The organism is Vibrio sp. CAU 1672 (assembly GCF_029223195.1).
Lineage (GTDB): Bacteria > Pseudomonadota > Gammaproteobacteria > Enterobacterales > Vibrionaceae > Vibrio.
Map to the genome: position 1 here is coordinate 122,188 of NZ_JARHUF010000008.1, position 24,887 is coordinate 147,074.

Genomic DNA, 24,887 nt, shown 5'->3' on the forward strand with positions numbered 1-24,887 from the left:
ATGCTGGCATTTTTTATCTCTGACAGTTTGCGCGGGTTAGATAACCCGTGAGAACTGCTGCTGACGCGCCTTGGCCCGCAGGTACTTATCGAAACACATACAGATATTACGAATCAGCAGCCGGCCACGCAGTGTCACGCGGATCTCGCGCTCATCCACTTCCACCAGCTCATCATTGATAAAGGTCTGCAGCAGTTGCAAATCTTCTTTAAAGTACTGGTCGAAGTTTACCTTAAACTCAGACTCAATCGCTTGCTTGTCCAGTTTGAAGTTACAAATCAGCTGCTTAATCACTTCACGGCGCAACAGATCATCCGCATCCAGCGAGACCCCTTTCCACAGCGCATGACGCAGTTCATTGACCTGGGCATAGTACTTCTTCAGCTCTTTCTGGTTTTGCGCATACGCATCACCAATCATCGAAATCGCCGACACCCCAAAACCGACCAGGTCACACTCACCTTGGGTTGTGTATCCTTGGAAATTGCGGTGCAAAATACCTTCACGCTGGGCCACCGCCAGCTCATCATCGGGCTTGGCGAAGTGATCCATACCGATAAACTGGTAACCCGCGCCAGTCAGCGTGGCGATGGTATCCTGCAAAATCGCCATTTTCTCTTCTGCTTTAGGCAAATCTTCATCTTTGATCTTACGCTGCGCGGCAAACAGTTGTGGCATATGGGCATAGTTAAACACCGATAAGCGACCCGGCTGCATCTCCAGCACTTGCTCAAGCGTTTGGGCAAAAGAGGCCTGGGTTTGCTTTGGCAAACCGTAAATCAAATCCAGATTAGTTGAACGGAAGCCCAGCTCTTTCGCCCGCGCCACCATAGCAAAGATGAACTCTTCATCTTGCTCACGGTTAACCAGCTGCTGGACCTCTTTATTGAAGTCCTGAACGCCGATACTCAAACGGTTAAACCCTTCACCACGCAGATGATCCAGGATGCTCAATTCGATTTCACGCGGGTCAACTTCAATGCTGATTTCAGCGTCCGCACTAAAAGAAAATTCCTGGCGCAACAGGCTCATCACCCGCGAGATCTGCTTTTCAGATAAGAAAGTTGGTGTACCACCACCAAAATGCAGCTGAGTAACCGTTCGGCCGCCCAGCAGAGAAGCACGTTGACGAATTTCGTGCTCAAGCACATCCAAGTATTCGTCAGCTTTGTGTGAATGACGCGTAATTACCTTGTTGCAGCCACAGTAGTAACAAAGCTTGTGACAGAACGGGATATGAATGTACAGCGACAAAGGACGATCGGGGTACTGTGTGCATGCCATATCATATTCAGCGATGGTGAATGCCTCATGAAACTCCAACGCGGTAGGGTAAGATGTATAGCGTGGACCGGAATAGTTGTACTTATCCAATACGGCTTGATCCCAGACGATTTGCTGGTTCGATTCACTGTTCTGATTCGACATGGTGGTACTTTCCGTTAAATGCTGTGGCCATCAACTGATGACGGCCCGATATTCAGACGCGCTATTTTGCCACACGCAACCAAAGTGCGTGGCAACACTGCCTGGCTTTTTAAGTATAAAAGCTAAGAAGTGCTAGCGTGATCACGATTGCCCCAGTGGCGAAAACCTCACCACTGGCGTGGACCGCTTAGATCAGCTGAATATTGATTTGGTTATTCAAAGGCTGGACACGTTTTTGCAATAATTTGAGCTCTTCAATGATCGCATCCGTCAGGCGACTTTCCGCTTTTTGACGGGTCAGAGTCTGCTGCATACGCTCACGCTTCGCCAGTTGCTGACGCTCTTCACCCCGCGCCATATCCTTGACGATATGGTACAACTCCGCTGTCGCCGGGTACGTAGTTTCGAACTCAAGCCGGTCTTCACCCTGAACATAGTCCATGATGCAGTAAACCCGGATGCTGATTTCCGACAGATCGCACTGGCCCTGAATACCAGCCTGACATAAGGTGTGCACGTTCTCAAAAATATTGGCGTTACGTTTCTCGATGGCCAGTTTTTGATGCTTCAGCTGCAATTCCTTTTGCTTTTTCAACTGCAACAGAAGGTAACCTGCATAAGACGCAAGTGCAGCAATGATAACCGCCCCGGCAATGATTAATAAGGTTACATTCATCGACGATTATCCTTTGTAGTCGTCTAGGTTGAGGTCTTCAAAATCAGCCAAAAGATCGTCTTCATTACGTGAACCTTTCGCTGGTGTGAAATCCTGATCCTGCTCTTGTTCCGGCTCCAGTAAGCCAAGCTGGTCCATCAGTTGCTCAATACGGTCCAACTTCTCATCGACGTATTGCTGCAGGCCTTTACCCAGGTTCTCCCCGGCTTCAATACGGTCAAGCAACACATTCAACTGCGCGTCATTTTCCAGCATCTCCAGTTCTTGCTCTGCGGTGAGACGACGTTCTTGTTTCGTCATCTTCTTCACCGGCTCGACGATCAGTGGAATTTTCTTCTTACTGCCCAAACGTGGGTCTCGTTGCTGCGCGGCTGCCTGCTTCTTCTGCTCATTGGCTTCAGAGTTACGGTTACCGGTTTTCAGGCCTTTGCGTTTTTTGGCCCGCTTACGCAGACGACCTTCAACATCCGACTCAGTGCGGTTACGGGTGACAACAAATTCCGGTGCGCCTGCTGCACCCGGTTTTCTAGATTTCTTTGTACGGCTCATTACTGGGTCTTCCTCAGTAAAATTACATCATTACCAATAAATTCGAGTTCGAGCTTATCCCGCTCAGCTAAGAACTGAAACGTCTCACGGCTAAAAAAAATCACATGCGTCGGATCATTTTTATAGTGCCACGTTTTAAAGGCTTGCTCGTCAATCACCAATTTGGTCATCAAGCCTATCCAGCCCCCAGGTTTAACTAAATTCAACCATTGCTGCCACACTTCATTCGGTTGATAAAGGTGCTCAATCACCTCGGTGGCAGTCATGAAGTCATACTGCTTTGCTAACACCGACCTGTCGGGGTGGTAGTAGAGATCGTATAACGCCATATTGTGCCCGGCTTCTTCTAACATCAGTGAAAGCGTCGGGCCCGGGCCGCAACCAAAATCCAGTCCTTGCGATTGCGGCGGAATTCTTGCTGTTATCGGGTCAGCCATGCGTGACAGGAAGCGGCGATAGCCCATATCCTGCGGGTTGTTCTCATGCAGATCGTAGTGAGCTTTTTCAGTTTCCGCATCCAAACGTTGTAAAGGGTTAACAAAAACTAAGCAACACTGCGCACATTGAAGATACTCACGGCGCCGGTCTTCAAAATAGTGATGAGAGTGACGACTCTGGCATAAAGGACACGTATGCATACTGACTTCCTCAAACAGGGATGCGCAACATACCAGAAAGTGAACTCAGATTGGAGTGGTACTGAACATTTTTTCAGCACAATTTGTTAAAAAAAACGTTCTTGAATCGAGGGAGATAAAAAAAGCGACAGTCATCCTGTCGCTTTCTGAATGCCATCGGAATGGCGAAACTGTGTTGCACTCATTTGGTGCACCAACATTCCTGTTGTTTTTCAAGCTTTCCCTGCGCCAAAGTGTTGTTAGTCATCATCCTGATGAGTTTTGGCTATCCATTTGCTTCCTGTCTTCCGGGCAACATCCTGTGCCTGATCCCTTCCGTCGTCTTAACCATCAGACGAGTTGACCATCCCTGTCGGGCTGTTTCCTACCATGCCCTGTCATCCCTTGCTACTCTACCCGACCATGCTCACCGCACAAGCCAACGCTGGCAAAAAAAAGGCCAATAATTAGGCTCATTGTTTTTATTCTCTATAAATCATAGTCTTAAAAAAATTTATCAGAAAAGCACATCACCAGGTATGGCAAATATCTTACACCACAACGGGCAAGTTCACCCCCCCTCTCCCGCCCCAGCGCCATCGGCTACAAAAATGCCCCGGAGAATTCACCAGGGCACTGTTGTGTAACTGTGCTCGAACAGAGTCAGGAGATCAGTGCAGGCCACCAACGTATTTCGACAGGATTTCAATATCTTCGTCCGTCATTTTCTTCGCGATATCACGCATCATCGCATTCATATCATTGCCTCGGTCAGCCGCGCGGAATTTCTGCAACTGGGCTTGAATATAATCGGCATGCTGACCGGAAATTTTCGGGAACCCAGACAGCTCGGTACCGTTACCCCGCGGTCCGTGGCAGGCAATACAGGCGGTGAGGCCACGCTCTGCATCACCGGCGGTATACAGTACTTTGCCTTTTGCCACCACATCTTCCGGCGTAGAGTTATCCGAAATAGGCAGCGATGCGTAGTACGCAGCCAGATCAGCCATGTCTTGATCGTTCAACGGCATGGCCATGCCACTCATGACTGGATCATAACGGCCTTGCTTACCGCCACTTTCCATACCAAGTTTCAGATCCTTTAACTGCTTCTCAAGATACTTCGCATGCTGACCCGCAAGCTTGGGGTACGTAGTGATTGCACTGTTGCCGTCTGCACCGTGGCAGGCAACACAGGTTTGGGATTTGGCTTTACCAGCTTCAATACTACCTTGGGCCCATACTGAGCAGCTGGCTAAAAGACTCACAATTAGCGCTAATTTCTTCATGACATTCCATTATAATTATCAAGCTTCCGGTACCACGGAATTGAACATACCGCGTACACTCATGGTACAATAGGCGACCTTATGCCGAGCACGGTTATTTTACACATTTTCACAAAAAAGTAATCAATCGACTACACAAAGTCGAGATGGAGTTAACAGTGAGCGTAAAAATTCATTACCAAAACACGCATTTCATCACCAGTGCACCCGATATTCGTCATTTACCGGAGGACGAAGGTGTCGAAATCGCGTTTGCCGGGCGCTCAAATGCTGGAAAATCGAGTGCACTTAACCGTCTGACCAACCAGAAGAGCCTGGCCAAAACCTCTAAAACACCAGGCCGTACTCAGTTGATCAACCTGTTTAAAGTCGATGAAGGCTGTCATATTGTCGACCTGCCGGGCTACGGTTTTGCCCAAGTTCCGCTTGAAATGAAGAACAAATGGCAAAAGGCGTTGGGTGAGTACCTGCAAAAACGCCAGTGTCTGAAGGGGTTGGTGGTATTGATGGACATCCGTCATCCAATGAAAGACCTCGACCAGCAGATGATTTTCTGGGCGATCGACAGCCGCATTCCGGTGCAGGTGTTACTGACCAAAGCAGACAAGCTGAAAAGTGGTGCACGTAAGCAAGCATTGTTAAAGGTACGTAAACAAGCCGAAACCTTTGGCGGTGATGTGGCGGTGGACGTGTTCTCGTCCTTAAAAGGCTTAGGCGTCGACCAACTGCGCGCCAAACTGGACACTTGGTTTGCCCCGGCCTTTGCTCACCTGCTTGAAGAGGAGGAGCAAGACGCGACGGTGCAGGGCGATATGCCAGCAACCGACGAATAAGTTTCCGTCATCTGACCTTTGAGCCCCGCCACCCCCTGGTGGGGCTTTTGCTATCCGGCAGAAGCTGTTGCCCGGCGCCCATTTCCTTCAGGCAATAAAAATCCCCACCTTCCTGGCAGGGATAACGGGAGAGAAAAATTGGTAATTATTGTTATGGGTCGCAGCATTACTGAACTGCGGGCATATTTCAAGCGTTAAACCGACACCTGAACCCGCGATCTTTTCCGGCCATATTTGGCTACTCAACATATTTTTTCTATAAATCAAGACGTTAATAACCAACTCTCGCTAAAAAAGCGTAACTTAGTTTTCGGGAAGAAGAAATCAGAATGTGACTGGCGTAAATTTACATCCAACAAAATGCAACCTGAACCAGCAGATGGAATCCCAACCGGGTACAAAAAGACAGGAAAAGTACGAAAGTGGCGGCGGTATAGTTTAAGTTTCTGATTGGAATTGATTTTTATAAGGCCCAATAAAAAACGCCCCAGTCAAAAACTGACTGGGGCGGCTGAATCAGCCTAATCCAATAACGTGAAACAAAAGGTCTGAAAGATAGAACATCTTACCTCTGTACCCTACGTCGATTAATGTACAACAATTGGTCAGAATTGCAAAGTACTTTTGTAGTTTTTTTTCATGACATTTTTGTTAAATGACATTAAAGAGCAAATGGCCTGTTCTTTTTTAAAAGCAAAAAAAAGCCAGCGAATGTGCGCTGGCTCATATAAAAATGCCATTTTTGAATTAAAAGTGTCTAGTGGGCCTGATCCCAGTTATCACCATGACCCGCATCGGCGACCAAAGGGACTTTCAGCTCAGCTGCAGACTGCATCAAATCCTGTACTTTACTTTCAATTTCGGACAGAGATGACTCTTCCACTTCCAGGATCAGTTCATCGTGCACTTGCATCAACAGCTTGGCGTGCCCCTGGCCCTGTTGCTCAAGCCATTGATCGACTAACAGCATGGCTTTTTTAATAATATCGGCGGCGGTGCCTTGCATCGGCGCATTGATTGCCGCACGTTCCGCCGCTTTACGCCGCATGCCATTACGCGATTTGATCTCCGGCAAATGTAAACGACGTCCAAACAGGGTTTCGACATAACCCAGCTCAGCGGCCGTGCTGCGCGTGTCTTCCATGTACTGCATCACACCTGGGTAGCGTTCAAAATACCGGTCCATGTACGCCTGGGCTTCACCACGCGGAATGCCCAGCTGTTTTGCCAGACCAAATGCACTCATACCATAGATCAAGCCAAAGTTAACCGCTTTAGCCCGGCGACGCTGTTCGCTGGTTACCTGCTCAATATCTACCCCCATGATTTCCGCCGCGGTCGCAGCATGGATGTCTTTACCGTGCTGGAAGGCATCTACTAAAGCCTTGTCCCCTGACAGGTGCGCCATGATGCGTAACTCAATCTGTGAGTAGTCGACGGCCAGGATTTTATAACCGCTCGGCGCGATGAATGCCTGGCGGATCCGGCGGCCCTCTTCATTACGGACCGGGATGTTCTGCAAGTTAGGATCGGTAGAAGACAAACGCCCGGTTGCTGTCACAGCCTGATGGTAAGAGGTATGCACCCGGCCGGTCGCCGGATTGATCATCTTCGGCAGCTTGTCGGTGTAAGTGGACTTGAGTTTGGCCAGACCACGGTATTCCAGGATCAGCTTAGGTAACGGGTAATCCAGTGCCAGCTCTTGCAGGACCTCTTCGTTGGTCGATGGCGCACCAGACGGGGTCTTTTTGACGACCGGCAGCCCCATTTTGTCAAACAAGATCGCCTGTAACTGCTTCGGTGAGTTCATATTGAACTCCTGCTCTGCCACGGCGTAGGCTTGTTGTTCTAACTCTTCCAGTCTGGCAGCAATTTCCTGCGACTGAGCTGCCAGCTTCATATCATCAATCAGTACCCCGGTACGCTCCATGCGCGACAGCACTGGCACCAGCGGCATTTCAATATCGTGATAGACGGATTTGAGCTTTTCGTCTTGCTCCAGGTTGGCATAGATACGTTGATGCAACCGCAAAGTGACGTCCGCATCTTCGGCAGCATAAGGCGCGGCCTGATCCAGCTCAATCTGGTTAAAGGTTAACTGATTCTTACCTTTGCCCGCGATCTGCTCGAAGGAGATACAACTGTGCTGTAAGAAGCGCAACGCCAGGCTGTCCATATCGTGCTTACCGCCAACGCTGTTGTAGACGTAAGAAGCCAGCATAGTGTCATGCTTGATGCCCTTCATCTCAATACCGTAACGCGCCAGCACTGAGGCATCATATTTAAGGTTCTGACCGACTTTCGCCTGGCTGTCATCCTCAAGCAGCGGTTTTAACTGGGCCAGTACCCAGTCACGATCCAACTGTTGCGGTGCATCCAGGTAGTCGTGGGCAAGCGGAACATAAGCGGCAACGCCTTCCTCAGTGGCAAACGATACGCCCACCAGATTGGCAACCATATAGTTAAGGCTGTCCGTTTCAGTATCAAACGCAAACAACTCCGCCTGTTTGAGTTTTTCAAGCCATTCTTGGAACGTGGCTTCATCGAGAATGGTAACGTACTGGCTGCGGTCGATCGTGACAGCAGCCGTATCCAGCGGAGCCTGCGCCGGCGCAGCAGCACGTACAGCAGCAGACTTTCCATCCGCTTCCACCACACCATTACCACCGGAAAGCAAATCGTTCAGCCAGTTTTTAAACGTCAACTGGCCATACAGTTTGATCAGCTCATCGGTGTCAGGCACCGCTTTGACAAGAGATTCGGGGGTGCAGTCCAGTTCCACATCCAGTTTAATTGTCGCCAGCTGGTAAGACAGAAAAGCGTTTTCCTGGTTATCAACCAACTTCTTGGCCATTGTCTTGGAACCACGGAAGCCGAGGGACGCAATGTCATCCAGGTTATCGTATAACTTGCTCAGGCCACCAATACCCTGTAGCAGGGCTGTCGCCGTTTTATCACCAACGCCAGGCACTCCCGGAATGTTGTCGACTTTATCGCCCATTAATGCCAGATAGTCGATGATCAGTTCCGGTGGAATACCAAACTTCTCCACCACTCCTTCACGATCCATCACCACGTTAGTCATGGTATTGATCAGGGTAATATTATCATCCACCAACTGCGCCATATCTTTATCTCCCGTACTGATCAATACAGGCATGCCTTGTTGCGAGGCTTGATAGGCTAAAGTACCAATCACATCATCCGCTTCCACCCCCGGCACACAGATAAGAGGCAATCCCATTGCCCGGATCACATCGTGTAATGGCTCGATCTGGCAGCGGAGATCATCCGGCATAGGAGGTCGGTGGGCCTTATATTCTGGATACAGTTCATCACGAAATGTTTTGCCTTTGGCATCAAACACCACGGCCATACGCTCAGAGGCAAACTGGCGCATCATGCTGCGCAACATATTCACAACGCCATAGACGGCATTGGTCGGTATTTCACCGTTGCTCATGGTGCCCGGATAGGCATGGAAAGCGCGATAGAGGTAAGAAGAACCGTCGATAAGAATCAACGGGTTTTCAGGAATACTTGCCATAATTGTCTGTATCCAAATCAGTACGTATTAGAAGTTTTTCAGATTGGGATAGGATGCCACGACTGCCCAACTGAATCTATCTCGTTCGTTCGATCCACTTCGCGGAAATGTTGTGATTTATCCGCCACTAGCCCGGCCCACCTGTGGATAAGTCTGTTTATATAAGTTATCCACCGATTGTTCAACAAAATAAAAACGGCAAACAAGTTTAACTAAGCGTTTGTTTTATATATAAAAAATATTATTATTACAAAAAGATCCACGATCCTGAAATGATCATGCCGTGTGGAAAAGTTCTGCCAAATGGCGTCAAATAGAATTTGCAGAAAAGAAAAAAGCGGCCTCATGAGGCCGCTTAGCAGAAGTGGTAAAGCTGAGAGCACTGACATAACAGCTGAACCCAATAGCTATAAATTACACTGGAAGCAATGTGAGCAATGTCGTGTCAAAAAGAATGCTTGCCAGTCCACCGACCGGAATGCTGCACTTATCACCGTAATGTGAGCCGGTTACACATACCAGAGCGAACTGCCTGATTCCCTTAGACGCAATTAATAATAATGATTCTCATTTAATAATCAACCACTAAATGAGAAAAAATATCATTTAAATTTAAAGCGCCTTAATAAAATGAATACGTGACTCTCTTAAATTTGACTTTTCTTCAACTTTTTCAATCAGGTATCCATTTCTCAGTAACAATCTCAACATCGCAGGAAACTGGTTGCGCGATTTCACTTTTAACGTTTTGTAGCCTTGCTCTGTCACCCACTCTTCCTGTACCTCTAACAGCATCTGTGCCACGCCTTCATTTCGTGCTTCTGCTACCACGCCCCCCAGCCAGCTGTAAAAAGTGTCGTCATCCAGCTCGTAGCCGACTTTAAAGCCGAGCATTACGCCTGATTTCTCCGCCACTAAGATTAAGCTGGTTTTATCCCCAAGCCGCTGCAACATCGCATCTGGCGTCTCCCCAAGGGTAAACTCAGGTACACGAGCCATTACCTGGCTTGCCTCTTGCAGCGTGCCTTCACGAATCAGTATCGTCATTGTTTTACTCCCGCAGAAATAAAGATACCCAAGTAAATCCAAGCCGGACGTATTCCACCTTGAGGTTACTTGGGTATAGTAAGACCGACAACACCTGTCGGTCCGGTGTTTCTCAATCAGCGATAATTACTCTTCTATCACTTCTTGAGTTGAACTCAGGTGTTGAGCGGCTTGCGCGTTCTCTTCAGCTAACCACTCCGCAACCTGTTTGGCGAAGTAGGTCAAGATGCCATCCGCACCGGCGCGTTTAAAGCACAACAGCGATTCCATCACCGTTTCCCGCTCTTTCAGCCACCCATTCAGAATCGCCGCTTTATGCATCGCGTACTCCCCTGAGACCTGATAAGCAAAGGTTGGCACCTGCAACTCGCTTTTCACTCGGCGGACGACGTCAAGGTAAGGCATGCCTGGTTTGACCATCACCATGTCCGCACCTTCATTAATGTCTAGTGCCACTTCGTGCAACGCTTCATCAATATTGGCCGGATCCATCTGGTAGTTTTTCTTGTTGCCGCCTTTGAGGTTAGAGGCAGAGCCGACCGCATCACGGAATGGTCCGTAATAGTTTGACGCATATTTGGCCGAGTACGCCATAATTTGGGTATGGATATGGCCCGCAGCTTCCAGCGCCTCACGTATCTTACCGATACGGCCATCCATCATGTCCGACGGAGCCACCACATCGGCACCTGCTTCAGCGTGAGACAGCGCCTGTTTCACCAGCACTTCGGTAGTTTCATCGTTCAACACGTAGCCGTCCTCATCGATGATGCCATCCTGGCCGTGCGTGGTGAACGGATCCAGCGCTACGTCGGTGATCACCCCGATGTGCGGGATGTGCTCTTTCAACGCCCGAACAGCCCGTTGCACCAACCCTTCCGGGTTGTAGGCTTCTTCGGCGCCCAGGCTTTTCGCATCCTGGTTGACGACAGGGAACAGTGCGATGGCCGGCACACCCAGGTTGGCGAGGTACTGGGCTTCTTCCAGCATTAAATCAATCGATAAACGTTCGACACCCGGCATAGACTCAACACTTTCACGGCGATCTTTCCCCATCAAGATAAACATCGGGTAAATCAAATCGTTCACAGAAAGTTGATTTTCTGCCATCAGGCGACGGCTAAAGTCATGCTTGCGCATGCGACGCATGCGGCGCGCCGGAAATGGACCTTGAATTGATACAGACACCATTTTCTCCTTGTCTGGACGGTTGTGATGAGCTTGTCATCGGGTGCCAAAATCATATCACTCTTGATGCACGAAAAGAGCGGCAATTAATAAAAAGCCGTAAAAAATTACCAGAAATGATCCTGCTCTCACACTCAAGTATACTCTGGACAAATCCCCTAAACCGACTGAGAGAAACAATGATCGATACGCATGCTCACATCTACGCCAGCGAATTTGATAACGATCGGGATGCCGTGGTCGAACGCGCCCGGGCACAAGGTATCAGCAAAATCCTGCTGCCTAATATTGATTTGGACTCCATCGCCCCGATGCTGGAAACCGAGGCGGCTTACCCGGGCACCTGCCATTCGATGATGGGGCTGCATCCTTGTTATGTCGATGCCAATGTAGAGCACACGTTAGCAGTGATGCGCGGCTGGTTTGACCGGCACCCGTTCATTGCCGTCGGCGAGATAGGCATCGACCTGTACTGGGACCAAACCTATCGTCAAGAGCAGGAAATGGCCTTTGTCACCCAGCTCAACTGGGCGAAAGAGCTGGATTTGCCTGTAGTGATCCACACCCGTGACTCGATTGAAGAAACTCTGGCTTTACTGCGCCAGGAACAAGACGGTCGCCTGCGCGGGGTCTTTCACTGCTTTGGTGGCAGCGTGGCAGAAGCGCAAGCGATCAATGGGCTCGGTTTTCATCTTGGTTTGGGAGGGGTCTCCACGTTTAAAAACGGCGGCATGGATAAGGTGATCCCTCACCTGGATATGCAATGGGTGATTTTAGAAACCGACTGCCCGTACTTAGCCCCCGTGCCCCACCGCGGCAAACGTAACGAGCCAGCCTACACCCAGCTGGTGGCACAGAAAATCGCCCAGCTGCGCGAGCAGGACGTGAACGCGATCGATCAGCTCACCAGCGACAATGCGTTAAGCCTGTTTCGCCTGAACGGCTGAGAGGCACCGGGCAAACGACCAGCCAAAGCAGAAGACGCGCTAAGCAAATTTACCATCGCCATTGGCCAATAAGCAACATGTTGTCTATGTTAGTTATATGAATAATAAATTTCGGCCAGCGATGATGTGTAACCATGGGATCTATTTACAACGCCAACACCGTAGCTTGGTGGATAAACTACTCGGGATAAAAGAGGTGTACGTCTGTAGCAAATGCGGCTACATCCTGAAAATCCGCTGAAATACCCAAGCCAAATAAACCAAAAAGCGGCCGATTGGCCGCTTTTTGGTTACTCTTCTGTTTCTGTCTCGGTTGCCTGTTCATCTTTGCGGGTATAAAACCGGGCAAAAAATACCCCGACCTCAAACAATAAACACATAGGGATCGCCAGCAGGGTTTGTGAAATCATATCTGGTGGGGTCAATAACATCCCGACCACAAAGGCAGCAACCACAATATAGGGCCGTTTGGCTTTCAGGCTTTCCGGATCCGTCGCGCCAGTCCAACACAACAAAATAATCGCCACCGGGACTTCAAATGCAATCCCAAACGCAAGGAACAGCGCCAGAACGAAATCAAGGTAACTGGCGATATCCGTAGCAAACTCGACCCCTCCCAACGAGATGGCAGTAAAAAAGCCAAACACCAGCGGGAAGACCACAAAGTACGCAAAGGCCACACCACAATAAAACAGCAATGAACTGGAGAACATCAGTGGCATGATCAAACGACGTTCGTGCTTGTACAAACCCGGAGCGACAAAGGCCCAGATTTGATAGAGGATCACCGGTACCGCGATAAATACCGATACGATCAACGTCAGCTTCAGCGGGGTAAAGAACGGCGAAGCCACATCCGTTGCGATCATCGTCGCCCCTTCAGGCAAACGTTCGACTAACGGTGCGGAAACAAACTCATAAATATCATTGGAAAAATAAATTAGCCCGACAAACACCACCAGCACGGCCAACAGGGAGCGCAGCAGGCGGTTGCGAAGTTCGAGTAAATGGCTAATCAAAGGTTGTGTCTGCTCGACAGTAGACATGGCAAACCTCTACAGTAAAACGGATCAAAAAGGAGCCACTGCACATCAGTAGCTCCTCCTAATGAGACTATTCGGCTTTCTTATCTGCCGTTGTCACTTCAGCCTTCGCGGCGTCATCAACCGCCTTCTCAGCCTGGCGTGATACATCACTGGCCGGGTCGGTGTTCGAAGTTGAGTCCGCATAAGGGCGATTGACAGACTGCGCCGCCTGCTTCAGTTCGTCCACTGAAGACTTAAGCTCCGGAGAGAGGTCATTCATCCCCATTTGCTCGGCTTTACGCAAGTTTTCTTGCAGCTCTTGGACTTTTAACTCATGCGACAGTTCGTCTTTGACGCTGTTTGCCATGTTTTTTGCAGAGCGGATAAACCGAGACACACTGCGAATAGCATGCGGCAAACGCTCCGGCCCAAGAACGACCAGACCAACAACAGATATTAATACCAGTTCCCAAAAACCGATATCAAACACGTTTTACGCCTGCTCTTTGTCTTTTTTTGTTTCAGATGCAGCTTCTTTCTGCTGCGGTGTCTCCAGGCTCTTTGGCTCGAAATCGGCGTCTTTCTCTTTGCTAGACGATTCATCCTCACTCATGGCCTTCTTGAAACCTTTTACCGCACCACCCAGATCACCACCGATGCCGCGCAGCTTTTTCGTTCCGAACAGCAATACAACAATTACCGCGATGATTAGAAGTTGCCAAACACTGATACCACCCATTCTCTTTACCTCGGGTCTTTGAACAAAAATTAATTCCAGAGCCTACCGTCTAGCGACGGTAAGCTCGCCAACTGAGCAGCCAAAAGGTGACACCGATAATGCCACTGTATACAGAAAGCTGCTCCAAAGCGTTATTCACCAATATTGCCGAGCATACGACCAATGTCGCACCAACGCCAAATAAAAATTTCCCTGTTGCCTGCTGACGCTTGGTCTGACGATAGCCTTGGTAAAACTGATCCATACGCTGATTCATGGCTTTACCTTGCTTGAGGCTGTCATACAGCAGCTCAGGTAACTCAGGCAGTTTTTCTGCCCAGAATGGCGCCCGATCCTTGACCGCATTCAGCAATGCTTTCGGGCCGACCTGATTCATCATCCACTCTTCCAAAAAAGGCTTCGCGGTCTCCCACAGATCCAATTGCGGATAGAGTTGACGGCCCAAGCCTTCCACATAGAGCAGAGTTTTTTGCAGTAACACCAACTGCGGTTGAACTTCCATATGAAATCGACGTGCCGTGTTGAACAAGTTTAGCAGCACATGACCAAAGGAAATCTCACACAATGGCTTCGCAAAAATAGGTTCACAGACAATCCGGATGGCGAACTCAAACTCATCGATATTGGTATCAGGCGGCACCCAGCCCGAATCAACGTGCAACTCCGCCACCCGGCGGTAGTCTCGATTGAAGAACGCCAGAAAGTTTTCCGCCAGATAACGTTTGTCTTCACTATTGAGTGTACCAACAATACCACAATCCAGCCCAATCCACTGTGGATTATCCGGATGCTTGGGATTGACAAATACATTACCCGGATGCATATCGGCATGAAAAAAGCTGTCGCGGAACACCTGGGTGAAAAAGACACTTACCCCACGCTCGGCCAGCAGTTTCATATTGGTGCCATTGGCGATCAAACCATTAATATCAGAAACCTGAATGCCATATATTCGCTCAGAAACCATGACAGTTTCATTACTGTGGTCGGGAAAAACTTCCGGAACGTAGAGTTCTTCACTGCCTTCAAAGTTGCGCCGCAACTGAATCGCGTTGGCCGCTTCGCGGCGTAAATCCAGTTCATCAAGCAGGGTTTTCTCATATTCACGCACCACTTCGACCGGTTTTAAACGCCGTGCTTCCGGCAGCGCACCTGCCACGATACGGGCCAGGCGGTGCATCAGTTTTAGATCAGAATCAATCACCGGACGAATGTCTGGCCGGATGACCTTTAATACCACCTCTTGCCCGGTGTCTCTCAACCGTGCGGTGTGCACTTGGGCAATCGACGCCGATGCCAGCGGGGTAATGTCGAAATCGCTAAACCAGGTTTCCAGCGGCCCACCCAGCGCCTTTTCCATTTGTGCCTTGGCCAGCTCGCCATCAAACGGTGCGACCTGATCTTGCAACAGCGCTAACGAACCGGCAATGTGTGGCGGAAACAGGTCGCGGCGTGTCGACATCATCTGGCCGAATTTGATCCACACCGGGCCCAGTGACTGTAATGCCAGGCGCAGCCGTTCACCCAGCGGCTTTTCCGGATGTTTATTCTTTATCCAGAACAGGCTTTTGCGCATCAGCAGCGGTGCCTTGGTCAGTTGATGCTCGGGCAACAACTCATCCAGGCCATATTCCAGCTGTACTTTGATGATCTGGTATAAACGCTTTAGCTCGGCAGGCGTCATGTATTCTCCCGTGAGAGCGGCATGCACTGCTCAGACAAGGCATTCAAGCGCGCCTCCACACGAGCGGCCTGACTGCACACTTCATCGACCTGATCACAAAAATACGCCACCTCAAGCGGGGCCGGGGCCAGTTTCCACTCTTCAGTGACCACTTGCGCCAAATGACGCTGGTGCTTGTCGGCCTGCGCGGCCAAAAAGCGGCCGACGTTTTTTGATCCCTGCACCAGGGTATGAGCCACGACATCGCCCGTCACCCGTGACAACCACTCTTCAATATCCGGCTTACAGTCGGTCATTAACTGGGAAAACTTCTGCGCCAACTGGATATCACCATCCAACTGCAACTGATCCTGCTTAATCAAGCGCGTAATGTTGGCCTGATCGCGCAACTCCGGTAACACACTTAAGTGCAGCGAGAGGTAGCAGTCTGGCTGACCTTCATACTGGGCCAGGACATCAATTTGCTGGCTGAAGACAAACGTCAGGGTTTTATCCACTTCTTTAAGATGAATCTGGATCACCTGGCCTTTCAGACGTGCCAAACGACGCCCTAACTCCGGATCGTCTTTGATCAGGGTGTTGAGCGAGGTTTCGAGTACAGCAGTTATCAGAGGTTCAAATGGCATAGCAGTTGATCCTTAAAATTTGAAACCACGGTGCAATGCAACGATCCCGCCGGTCAGGTTGTAGTATTGGGTGTTCTCAAACCCGGCTTCTTTCATCATGCCTTCCAGCGTATCCTGATCCGGGTGCATACGGATCGACTCAGCCAGATAACGGTAACTCTCGCTGTCATTCGCCACCAGCTCACCCATTTTCGGTAGCAGATGGAATGAATAGGCGTCGTAGATTTTTGATAGCGGTGCAAACCGTGGCTTGGAGAATTCCAACACCAGCAAACGTCCGCCGGGTTTCAGCACCCGGAACATGGAACGCAGGGCTTTGTCTTTATCGGTGACATTGCGCAGACAGAAACTGATGGTGATCGCATCGAAGTAGTCATCAGGAAACGGCAACTCTTCCGCGTTAGCTTGCACATAATGCACATTGCCGACAATGCCGTTATCACGCAGTTTGTCGCGCCCGACATTCAGCATAGAGTTGTTGATGTCAGCCAGCACAACGTGCCCCCGCTCACCAACAATTCGTGAGAATTTTGCGGTTAAATCGCCGGTACCGCCGCCAAGATCTAAGATTCGCTGGCCCGGACGTGCACCACTGCAATCGATAGTGAAACGCTTCCAAAGTCGATGAATACCACCGGACATCAGATCATTCATGATGTCGTATTTTGCCGCAACTGAATGGAAAACCTCAGCCACTTTGGTGACTTTCTCTTCTTTTGCCACCGTGGTAAAGCCAAAGTGGGTTGTCTCTTGAGACACTAACGATTTATTTGCTTGCACACTTATGTCCGTCATTCTAATTCCTCTTGGGCAACGCGGTTCAACCGTCGGGTTTCATTCAATCAAAGCACCCGCTACGTTGCGGGCGGTTAGTTTACTTTATCCTCAGCCGGATGTCTTTCTACTAAAGGAGCATTTTCTGAAAATGATTCACTCTGGGCCAGCTGGGCCAGCTGCGGTGATATCGGCCGTTTGATCTCCACCCCCAGCTGTTTAAAACTTTCCGCCTGACGGATCGCATTGCCCCGCCCGCTGGCAAGTTTGTTCATCGCCCCCTGATAGGTCTGGTTGGCTTTATCCAAAGCCCCCCCCAATCCTTCCATGTCATCGACAAACAAACGCAGCTTATCGTAGAGTTTGCCCGCCCGTTCGGCGATCAACTTGGCATTATCATTCTGCCGCTCATTGCGCCATAAATTGTCGATGGTGCGCAGCGCGACCAGCAAAGTGGTCGGGCTGACCAAAATAATGTTCTGCTCCATGGCCTCCTTAACCAGGCTCGGATCGGCTTGGATAGCGACCTGGAAAGCGGGTTCAACCGGAATAAACATCAGCACATAGTCGAGGCTGCGAATGCCTTTGAGCTGATGGTAATCCTTACTGCCCAACCCTTTGATGTGGCCGCGCAGCGCCGCCAGGTGGTCGCTCAGCGCACGCTCCCGCTCGGCATCACTGTCGGCGTTAAAGTAACGTTCATACGCAACTAAAGCCATTTTCGAGTCAATCACCACTTGCTTGTCCTGTGGCAGGTGGACAATCACATCCGGCTGATAGCGCTTACCGGCTTCATTTTGCAGGTTAACCTGGGTTTGATACTCATGCCCTTCACGCAATCCCGATTCCGCCAACACACGTGCCAGCACCACCTCACCCCAGTTGCCCTGCTGCTTGTTATCGCCTTTCAACGCCTGGGTCAGATTGACGGCTTCACGGGTCATCTGCTCATTTAACCGCTGCAGGTTTTTCAGTTCATGCACCAGGGTATGGCGCTCTTTGGCTTCCTGGCTAAAGCTGTCATTGACCTGCTTTTTAAAGCCTTCCAGCTGCTGTCTGAGCGGTGAGAGTATCCCCTCCAGGCTCTGTCGGTTCTGGACATCCACTTTGGCGCTTTTCTCTTCAAACAGCTGATTGGCGAGGTGTTCAAACTGCTGCTTGAGGCGCTCTTCAGCCTGCTCAAGAATTTGCAGCTTCTCAGCGCTGGCCTGGCTGGCTTGCTCGTGGCGCGCCTGCTGCTCGCGCAACTGAGTTTCCAGGCGCGATTTTTGCTCACGCATCTGATTCAGTTCATCAAAATACTGTTGGCGCTCTTGTTTCACCGCATCGAAATAACGCAGTTTTTCCATTGCTGCCATTAACTTGCCGTGTGACTGTTTCACCTCAAACGCGGCTTTATCGCGCTCATCATCCAGTTCATCCAGTTCTTGCTGTGCCTGCACCAAGGTCTGCTGCATCTGCCCAAGCTGTTGTTGATGTAGCTGTTTCTGCGACTGCAACTGCTGCTCCTGCAATTGTATCCGGGTGGCAAAGCGCAGCTTAACCCACCAGCCCACAGACACCCCACTGAGCGCCGCTGAAAACAGAGAAAGAAGAAGCTGAGATTGATAATCAAGAATCCATTGCATATATAGCGAGTTAGCCTGTTTTTTGTGTCTCTGCTAATGGTATTTAGGTACTGGATAAATGTCCAGTTTGTGGATAAATATTCCTCGCATACACTAACGTGCACAACAAAAAACGTCTCCCCATCACTCATCGTCTTGACCCGCAGTCACGGCCAAGAAATTACTAACAGAGGCATCATGAATGAGCGTCGCGCCCTGGGGTTTGGGCTATCAGCAGTATTACTTTGGTCAACCGTCGCCACCGCGTTTAAGTTGACCCTGGCAGAATTTACGCCGATCCAGATGCTGACCATGGCCAGCATGGTTTCGGCACTGGCGTTGATCGGCGTATGCCATGCGCAGGGAAAACTCAACCAGCTCAGAACGGTATTTTGCGCCAATCCGGGCTACTACCTGTTGCTCGGACTGATCAACCCGCTGGCATACTACCTGATCTTATTCAAAGCCTACGATTTACTGCCGGCCTCCCAGGCACAGGCGATCAACTACAGCTGGGCCATCACCCTCACCTTAATGGCAGCCGTTTTTCTCGGCCAGAAAATCCGTGCCCAGGACTGGATAGCTTGCAGCTTCAGCTATTTAGGTGTGATTGTAATCGCTACCCAGGGCAACATACTGAATATGCAATTTGAAAGCCCGACGGGTGTCGGCCTGGCATTGCTGTCAACTTTGCTGTGGGCCAGTTACTGGATTCTCAATACTAAAAACACAGCCGACCCAGTCATCGCTGTACTGTTAGGCTTTCTGATCGCCATCCCGTTTGCGATTGGCCTGAGCCTGTTTGAAGGCGCCGGCTGGGGCCACATCAGCGCCAAAGGCTGGGTGGCCGTGATTTATGTGGGTTTGTTTGAAATGGGCATCACTTTCGTGTTGTGGCTCACCGCGCTCAAGCTGACAGAAAACACTGCCCGTATCAGTAACCTGATTTTTGCCTCCCCGTTTATCTCACTGATGCTACTGGCCACCATTATCGGCGAGGCAATCCACCCTTCAACCTTAATCGGCCTGGTACTGATCATCACGGGCCTGATGATCCAGCAACTCAAACGAAAGACCAAATCCAGTCAGGCAAGACATACGACCTAATTGGCCAACAACGGGCAGGCTATAACTGACAAAAGCAGAAAAAGGAGAGCTTAACAGCATTTTTCTGCTCTAAAGTATCTCTCCCGGCTTGGAATTATTCAAAGTTTGGATACGATATAGCCACAGCCCAGCCACACGAACTCACCATGGTGCATATGGTTGGGCACTATCACCGGGCTGTTCAGGATACTTATAGATTATGTTTCGCTTTGCTATTTCTTCCCGCCTTTTGACCAACTGGCAAGAGGCGCTCGAGCAGTTTTGTACCGCTAACCAGGCGCAAGGGCAGCTTTATGCCATCGGCTATGCCCGCCAGTGGCAATTGACCGAGGTCGCGACCTTAAACGAACAACGTGGTGAGATCCTAGAGCAACTCAGCCTTGCCCGTGAAACCTGGCAAGCGCCTTCATTAACCGTCCGGCAAAGCCCGCTCGAAACACAGACACTCAGCTGTTGCCCGATCTGGCTGCCAGATGGCAGCCTGCTTGCCGCACTGGCGATCCTGCACAGCCACGCAGTAACTGACACTATTTCCGCCTGGCTCAGCGCCCTGGCAGGGCGGTTCAGCTTTGACCTCAGCCAGGACTACACACCAGATCCAGCGGGCCATACCCTCGCCGGATCTGCCGCATCAGTACCGACCCTGCAAGAATTTATCGACTGCCTGGAAGATCATACCTGGATAAAAAGTATGGATGGCCGCTATGCCCTGACCAACCGCAGTGTGGAAAACGCCTGGCAAATGACCAGCCGTGAAATCGTGGGTAAAAATGACTTCCAGCTGTTCAGCCAAGAGCGCGCGGAAAAATTTATCGCCACCGATCAACGGGTGATTGCCACCGGCACGCAGAACACCGTCGAAGAATGCTCGGTGATGGATGACAACAATAACCCAACCTGGCTGGAAACCATCAAGTCACCGATCCGCAATCACTGCGGAGAGCTGATCGGCATTTTAGGTATGACGCGCAACGTCACGCGACGCAAAATGGTCGAAACCCAGTTGTCGCTGGCTTCGACCATCTTTAACAAATCCCAGGAAGGGATGGTGATCACCAATCACCGTGCGAAAATCATTGATGTAAATAGTGCCTTTACCCACATCACCGGCTATACCGCCGCAGAGGTGATCGGCCGGAACCCCAGCATTTTACGCTCCGGGCACCATGATGACGCCTTTTATCAAGAGCTGTGGCATCAGTTGGAAAGCAACGGCCAATGGAAAGGCGAGTTCATCAACCGCAAAAAAGATGGCAGCATTTATCCGCAACTGGCCACCATCAGCGCGGTAATGGACGATAAGAGCCAACTGGTGAACTATATTTGTGTGTTCGAAGACATTACCCTGCGCAAAGCACATGAAGAAAAGCTGCAACGGATGGCGTTTTATGACCCGTTGACCAACTTACCCAACCGCACCCACCTGATCAGCCTGTTGGAGCAGCATATTGAGAGTGGCCACAAGCATCAGAGCACCTTTGCCACCCTGTTTCTCGATATCGACCACTTCAAACACATCAATGACAGCATGGGCCACTTTTGTGGCGATCAGCTACTGTCTGATCTGGCGCAGCGACTGCAACACCAGCTCGACCTGACGGCCCATATCGCGCGTATCGGCGGCGACGAGTTCGTCGTGATCCTGCCGGATATCCGCGATGATGAGCATTTACTCAGCATAGTGAATGACATTCTCTGTGTGTTTCAGCAACCCTTTGAGCTCCACAACCAGGAGTCACTGCGCGTTTCCACCAGCATCGGTATCTCTCTGTACCCACGCGACGGCCTGGACAGCGAAACCCTGCTGAAAAATGCCGACACCGCAATGTACCTGGCGAAGAAAAACGGTCGCAACGGCTATGCCTTTTACTCACCGGATCTGACCGATAAATCGGTGTCGCACGTCCGCCTGCAATCCGCATTGCATGAAGCGATCGACAAACACGAACTGTATCTGGTCTACCAGCCACAATACCATCTGGACGACAATCGTCTGATTGGTTTGGAAGCGTTGCTGCGTTGGGACAACCCGGAACTCGGCTCTGTCTCGCCGGCGGACTTCATCCCACTGGCAGAAAAAACCGGCCTGATCCAGGTGATCGGCCCGTGGGTGATGGAACAGGCCTGCCGCCAGGGCAAGCAATGGCTCGATCAGGGCATCGAGTTTGGCCGGATTGCGATCAACGTTTCTGCCCTGCAACTGCAAAAAGTCGGCTTTATTGACCGCCTGAAACAGATCCTGGACAAGACTCAGTTTCCGGCTAAGCATCTGGATTTGGAGATCACCGAAAGCTTTTTGCTCAATGATCCCCGCCTGGCAATCGAATCGCTCAACCAGCTGCGCGAGTTGGGGGCCGAGATCTCACTGGACGACTTTGGCACCGGCTATTCATCATTGTCGTACTTAAAGGGCCTACCAATCAACAAGCTGAAAGTCGATCGCTCGTTTGTGTCTGATGTGCCGAGCAACAGCGACAGTAATGCCATCGTCAATGCGATCATTGCGATGGGCAAAACCTTGTCGCTAAAAGTGGTGGCGGAAGGGGTCGAAACCGATGAACAGATCGATTACCTGAAAGAAAAAGGCTGCCTCTATGGCCAAGGATATCGCTTCAGCAGGCCGCAGCGAGCAGAAGAGTTAATCGGACACACACTCAAACCGCGCAACTAAACCAGCAGCGCAGGCCAGTAACCATTCTCAGGGTACCTGCCTAATGCGCCGGTGATGAACTATGGGTACGCAACCTGGCAAACAGAATCCGGCTACACCCACTGCCCGGCGACGTACCCGCTCGACCAGCACCACTGGAAGTTGTAGCCCCCCAGCCAGCCGGTTACATCCATCACTTCACCGATAAAATACAAACCCTTGATGTGTTTACATTGCATGGTTTTTGATGACAGCTGATCGGTATCGACACCGCCCAAGGTGACTTCAGCGGTACGATAGCCCTCAGTACCGTTGGGTGCCACCGTCCAGTTTTCCAGATGCTCAACAATCGCCGCCAGCTCTTTGGGGTTAAACTGCTTAAGCGGTTTATCCGCCAGCTCTTTACGTTCAATCAACACTTCGACCAAGCGCTTGGGTAACACTTTGGCCAGGGTGTTTTTCAGTGACTGGTTGGGATGCTTCTCGCGACTGCGCTCAAGTAAAGTATGGATGTCATCATTAGGCACCAGGTTAATCGTCACCTTCTGCCCGGCTTTCCAGAACGAGGAGATCTGCAACACCGCAGGGCCGGACAAACCGCGATGGGTAAACAACAGCGCTTCTTTGAACAGCGTACCATCTTCGGCGCTGATCTCGGCCGGGATCGCAATCCCGGACAGCTCAGCAAAATCTTGTTTATCCTGCTTGTGCAGAGTAAACGGCACCAGTCCGGCGGTGGTTGGGATCACCGGAATACCAAACTGCTCAGCAATCTTATAACCAAATGGCGTTGCCCCCAGCTTTGGCATCGACAGGCCGCCGGTGGCCACCACCAACGATTCACACTCCACCACTTCGGTACCGGCATGCAGGCGGAAGCCCATTTCCAGTTGCTCAATAGAATGCACGTCACACTGGTAACGCTGCTGGATATTTGCCAGATCACATTCACTCAGCAACATCTTGACGATGTCTTTGGCACTAAAGTCATTGACACAGAACAACTGCCCATGGTCGCGCTCTTCAAACTCAATGCCATACTTACTGACCATCGAGATGAAATCCCAGTTGGTATATTGTGACAGCGCAGATTTGACGAAATGGGGGTTCTGGCACAGGTAGTTACCAGCCGAGACATCATAATTGGTAAAGTTACAGCGGCCACCGCCAGAGATGAGAATTTTGCGCCCGGGTTTTTTGGCATGATCCAGCAGCAAAACACGGCGACCACGTTTACCGGCCTCCGCCGCACACATCAAACCAGCAGCGCCTGCGCCGATGACAATAACATCAAATTTCTTACTCATGGGTAGCTCTTTTGCCCGACAATACACACCAACAAAAAAGGATGTGCTGCAGCACATCCTTTCATTACGACAGGCGCCATTTTAACGGCAAAAGCGTCTAACTTCCAAGCACTGCTTTTACGCTCACAGGAGGAACGCCCCCAACAGGGTGACACCGACTAAGGCTGAGCAGAGAATGAAGAGCTCCCGCACCCGTTCACACTTGCCGATGAACAGTTCATCGTGATGGTGGTAGTACTCTTTGCTCTTCAGGTAGTGGTACAAACGCACCTGTTTGGTGACATTACCGTGAGTGGTGAAAAAACCGTTGCCATCGACCTGCTGATAAAGCAGCGGGTGTGCTTCACGCATGATGTAAATAAGAGAACGAAGAGCGGTGAGATAACGGACCATATTGACCCCAGTTACCACCATTAGCGCAAATAAGATTGTATCTCCACTGATCATCTTTCCTCCCTACACCTTCAATGGTACTCAAGAGAAAGGACGATCCGGTTTCGCCTTTACCCGCAGCCCATCACGTAAGGAACGCGTTTACGCTGCTGGAGCACCCATAATTGAAGATGAATCTTCTTTCGCCATTTGTGCCAGATCTTTGTCGATAAAGAACAGTGCCTTGCCGTCTTCACCTACCAGTTCGATCTTATCTAAAATCCCTTTAAACAATTTCTCTTCTTCGTGCTGTTCCGCAACGTACCACTGGAGAAAGTTGAATGTTGAGTAATCTTGGCTGGTGAACGCGCCATGAGCCAGCTTATTGATTTTTTCCGTGATCATCTGCTCGTGTTCATAAGTTTCGCGGAACACCTCACCCAGGCTTGCGAAGTCATGTTTCGGCGCCTCGATGGTACCCAGAATCGGCATCGCACCCGTTTCACTAACGTAAGTGAATAGTCGTTGCATGTGCTCCATTTCTTCTACCGCGTGGGCACGTAAAAACTCAGCAGCGCCTTCAAATCCTTTGTCTTCACACCAAGCACTCATTTGTAAGTATAGATTGGATGAGAAAAATTCTAGATTAATTTGCTCATTCAACTGTTCGACCATAGTTTGAGACAGCATGTTAACTCCTATTTTTGTTGCATGCATTTTACTTCACTATAACATGAAAGCCGGCGTCAGGTGACGCCGAGGCCAGCAGATTTCAGAGCGATATCAAAACGGCTGAGCGGCTGTTTCTCAGAGAAAATTTGTCATGAACTGCGGGTCACCCGATGCGATCTGACTCAACCTCCAGTTATACCCAC

22 protein-coding genes are annotated in these 24,887 nt (G+C 50.3%); 4 read left to right on the forward strand and 18 right to left on the reverse strand.

Annotation, left to right across the window (positions count from 1 at the left end; genetic code table 11):
* Nucleotides 1-36: 36 nt before the first annotated feature.
* The 5 genes from hemN to P2G85_RS09880 all read right to left on the reverse strand — a co-directional run bounded on the left by hemN (nt 37) and on the right by P2G85_RS09880 (nt 4,559).
* Complete coding sequence (gene hemN, locus P2G85_RS09860; RefSeq protein ID WP_275863933.1) at nt 37-1,428, reverse strand: oxygen-independent coproporphyrinogen III oxidase; 1,392 nt, start codon at nt 1,426-1,428, stop codon at nt 37-39.
* A gap of 187 nt (nt 1,429-1,615) precedes the next feature.
* A complete protein-coding gene (locus tag P2G85_RS09865; protein ID WP_275863934.1) occupies nt 1,616-2,104 on the reverse strand; it encodes a DUF2489 domain-containing protein in 489 nt (162 codons plus the stop codon).
* A gap of 6 nt (nt 2,105-2,110) precedes the next feature.
* A complete protein-coding gene (gene yihI, locus P2G85_RS09870) occupies nt 2,111-2,653 on the reverse strand; it encodes a Der GTPase-activating protein YihI (protein ID WP_275863935.1) in 543 nt (180 codons plus the stop codon).
* Nucleotides 2,653-3,291 (reverse strand): class I SAM-dependent methyltransferase, encoded by a 639-nt coding sequence (locus P2G85_RS09875; RefSeq protein WP_275863936.1) that lies wholly within the window; start codon nt 3,289-3,291, stop codon nt 2,653-2,655. Before P2G85_RS09875 ends, yihI begins: the two co-directional genes overlap by 1 nt.
* Nucleotides 3,292-3,941: 650 nt before the next feature.
* Nucleotides 3,942-4,559 carry a c-type cytochrome gene (locus P2G85_RS09880; protein ID WP_275863937.1) on the reverse strand — a complete coding sequence of 206 codons (618 nt, stop codon included), beginning with the start codon at nt 4,557-4,559 and terminating at the stop codon, nt 3,942-3,944.
* A gap of 158 nt (nt 4,560-4,717) precedes the next feature.
* Between P2G85_RS09880 and yihA the strand changes: the two genes are divergently transcribed.
* Complete coding sequence (gene yihA / locus P2G85_RS09885) at nt 4,718-5,392, forward strand: ribosome biogenesis GTP-binding protein YihA/YsxC (protein ID WP_275863938.1); 675 nt, start codon at nt 4,718-4,720, stop codon at nt 5,390-5,392.
* Nucleotides 5,393-6,149: 757 nt separating this feature from the next.
* Here the strand turns inward: yihA and polA are convergent.
* From polA to hemB, 3 genes are all read right to left on the reverse strand, one after another.
* Nucleotides 6,150-8,939, reverse strand: coding sequence for a DNA polymerase I (polA, locus tag P2G85_RS09890; protein WP_275863939.1), 2,790 nt, complete (start codon nt 8,937-8,939; stop codon nt 6,150-6,152).
* A 612-nt stretch (nt 8,940-9,551) separates the two neighbouring features.
* Nucleotides 9,552-9,986, reverse strand: coding sequence for a GNAT family N-acetyltransferase (locus P2G85_RS09895; protein ID WP_275863940.1), 435 nt, complete (start codon nt 9,984-9,986; stop codon nt 9,552-9,554).
* 126 nt (nt 9,987-10,112) lie between these two features.
* A complete protein-coding gene (gene hemB / locus P2G85_RS09900) occupies nt 10,113-11,174 on the reverse strand; it encodes a porphobilinogen synthase (RefSeq protein WP_275863941.1) in 1,062 nt (353 codons plus the stop codon).
* 179 nt (nt 11,175-11,353) lie between these two features.
* On the opposite strand from hemB, the gene P2G85_RS09905 reads away from it, so the two are divergent.
* Complete coding sequence (locus P2G85_RS09905) at nt 11,354-12,121, forward strand: TatD family hydrolase (protein WP_275863942.1); 768 nt, start codon at nt 11,354-11,356, stop codon at nt 12,119-12,121.
* Between the two features lie 290 nt (nt 12,122-12,411).
* Here the strand turns inward: P2G85_RS09905 and tatC are convergent, their stop codons facing one another.
* From tatC to rmuC, 7 genes are all read right to left on the reverse strand, one after another.
* Entirely contained in the window at nt 12,412-13,167 is a 756-nt protein-coding gene (gene tatC / locus P2G85_RS09910) for a twin-arginine translocase subunit TatC (protein WP_275863943.1), read from the reverse strand.
* 67 nt (nt 13,168-13,234) lie between these two features.
* Nucleotides 13,235-13,636 (reverse strand): Sec-independent protein translocase protein TatB, encoded by a 402-nt coding sequence (tatB, locus tag P2G85_RS09915; protein ID WP_275863944.1) that lies wholly within the window; start codon nt 13,634-13,636, stop codon nt 13,235-13,237.
* A gap of 3 nt (nt 13,637-13,639) precedes the next feature.
* Nucleotides 13,640-13,885 carry a Sec-independent protein translocase subunit TatA gene (gene tatA, locus P2G85_RS09920; RefSeq protein WP_275863945.1) on the reverse strand — a complete coding sequence of 82 codons (246 nt, stop codon included), beginning with the start codon at nt 13,883-13,885 and terminating at the stop codon, nt 13,640-13,642.
* Between the two features lie 49 nt (nt 13,886-13,934).
* Nucleotides 13,935-15,569: a ubiquinone biosynthesis regulatory protein kinase UbiB gene (ubiB, locus tag P2G85_RS09925; protein ID WP_275863946.1), complete on the reverse strand. Its 1,635-nt coding sequence runs from the start codon at nt 15,567-15,569 to the stop codon at nt 13,935-13,937.
* Nucleotides 15,566-16,195: an SCP2 domain-containing protein gene (locus P2G85_RS09930; RefSeq protein ID WP_275863947.1), complete on the reverse strand. Its 630-nt coding sequence runs from the start codon at nt 16,193-16,195 to the stop codon at nt 15,566-15,568. The genes ubiB and P2G85_RS09930 overlap by 4 nt, the downstream gene beginning before the upstream one ends.
* A gap of 12 nt (nt 16,196-16,207) precedes the next feature.
* Nucleotides 16,208-16,990: a bifunctional demethylmenaquinone methyltransferase/2-methoxy-6-polyprenyl-1,4-benzoquinol methylase UbiE gene (gene ubiE, locus P2G85_RS09935; protein ID WP_275863948.1), complete on the reverse strand. Its 783-nt coding sequence runs from the start codon at nt 16,988-16,990 to the stop codon at nt 16,208-16,210.
* Nucleotides 16,991-17,064: 74 nt separating this feature from the next.
* The gene (rmuC, locus tag P2G85_RS09940) at nt 17,065-18,597 is read right to left on the reverse strand and encodes a DNA recombination protein RmuC (protein ID WP_275863949.1); all 1,533 of its coding nucleotides are present in this window, start codon (nt 18,595-18,597) and stop codon (nt 17,065-17,067) included.
* A 177-nt stretch (nt 18,598-18,774) separates the two neighbouring features.
* On the opposite strand from rmuC, the gene P2G85_RS09945 reads away from it, so the two are divergent.
* Both P2G85_RS09945 and P2G85_RS09950 read left to right on the forward strand, forming a co-directional pair.
* The gene (locus P2G85_RS09945; protein WP_275863950.1) at nt 18,775-19,683 is read left to right on the forward strand and encodes a DMT family transporter; all 909 of its coding nucleotides are present in this window, start codon (nt 18,775-18,777) and stop codon (nt 19,681-19,683) included.
* Nucleotides 19,684-19,882: 199 nt separating this feature from the next.
* A complete protein-coding gene (locus P2G85_RS09950; protein WP_275863951.1) occupies nt 19,883-22,354 on the forward strand; it encodes an EAL domain-containing protein in 2,472 nt (823 codons plus the stop codon).
* Between the two features lie 92 nt (nt 22,355-22,446).
* On the opposite strand, the gene P2G85_RS09955 is transcribed toward P2G85_RS09950, so the two are convergent.
* The 3 genes from P2G85_RS09955 to ftnA form a co-directional block, all read right to left on the reverse strand.
* Nucleotides 22,447-23,640, reverse strand: coding sequence for an NAD(P)/FAD-dependent oxidoreductase (locus P2G85_RS09955; RefSeq protein ID WP_275863952.1), 1,194 nt, complete (start codon nt 23,638-23,640; stop codon nt 22,447-22,449).
* Nucleotides 23,641-23,763: 123 nt separating this feature from the next.
* Entirely contained in the window at nt 23,764-24,087 is a 324-nt protein-coding gene (gene uspB / locus P2G85_RS09960; protein WP_275863953.1) for a universal stress protein UspB, read from the reverse strand.
* A gap of 87 nt (nt 24,088-24,174) precedes the next feature.
* Nucleotides 24,175-24,702 (reverse strand): non-heme ferritin, encoded by a 528-nt coding sequence (ftnA, locus tag P2G85_RS09965; protein ID WP_275863954.1) that lies wholly within the window; start codon nt 24,700-24,702, stop codon nt 24,175-24,177.
* Between the last annotated feature and the right edge of the window lie 185 nt (nt 24,703-24,887).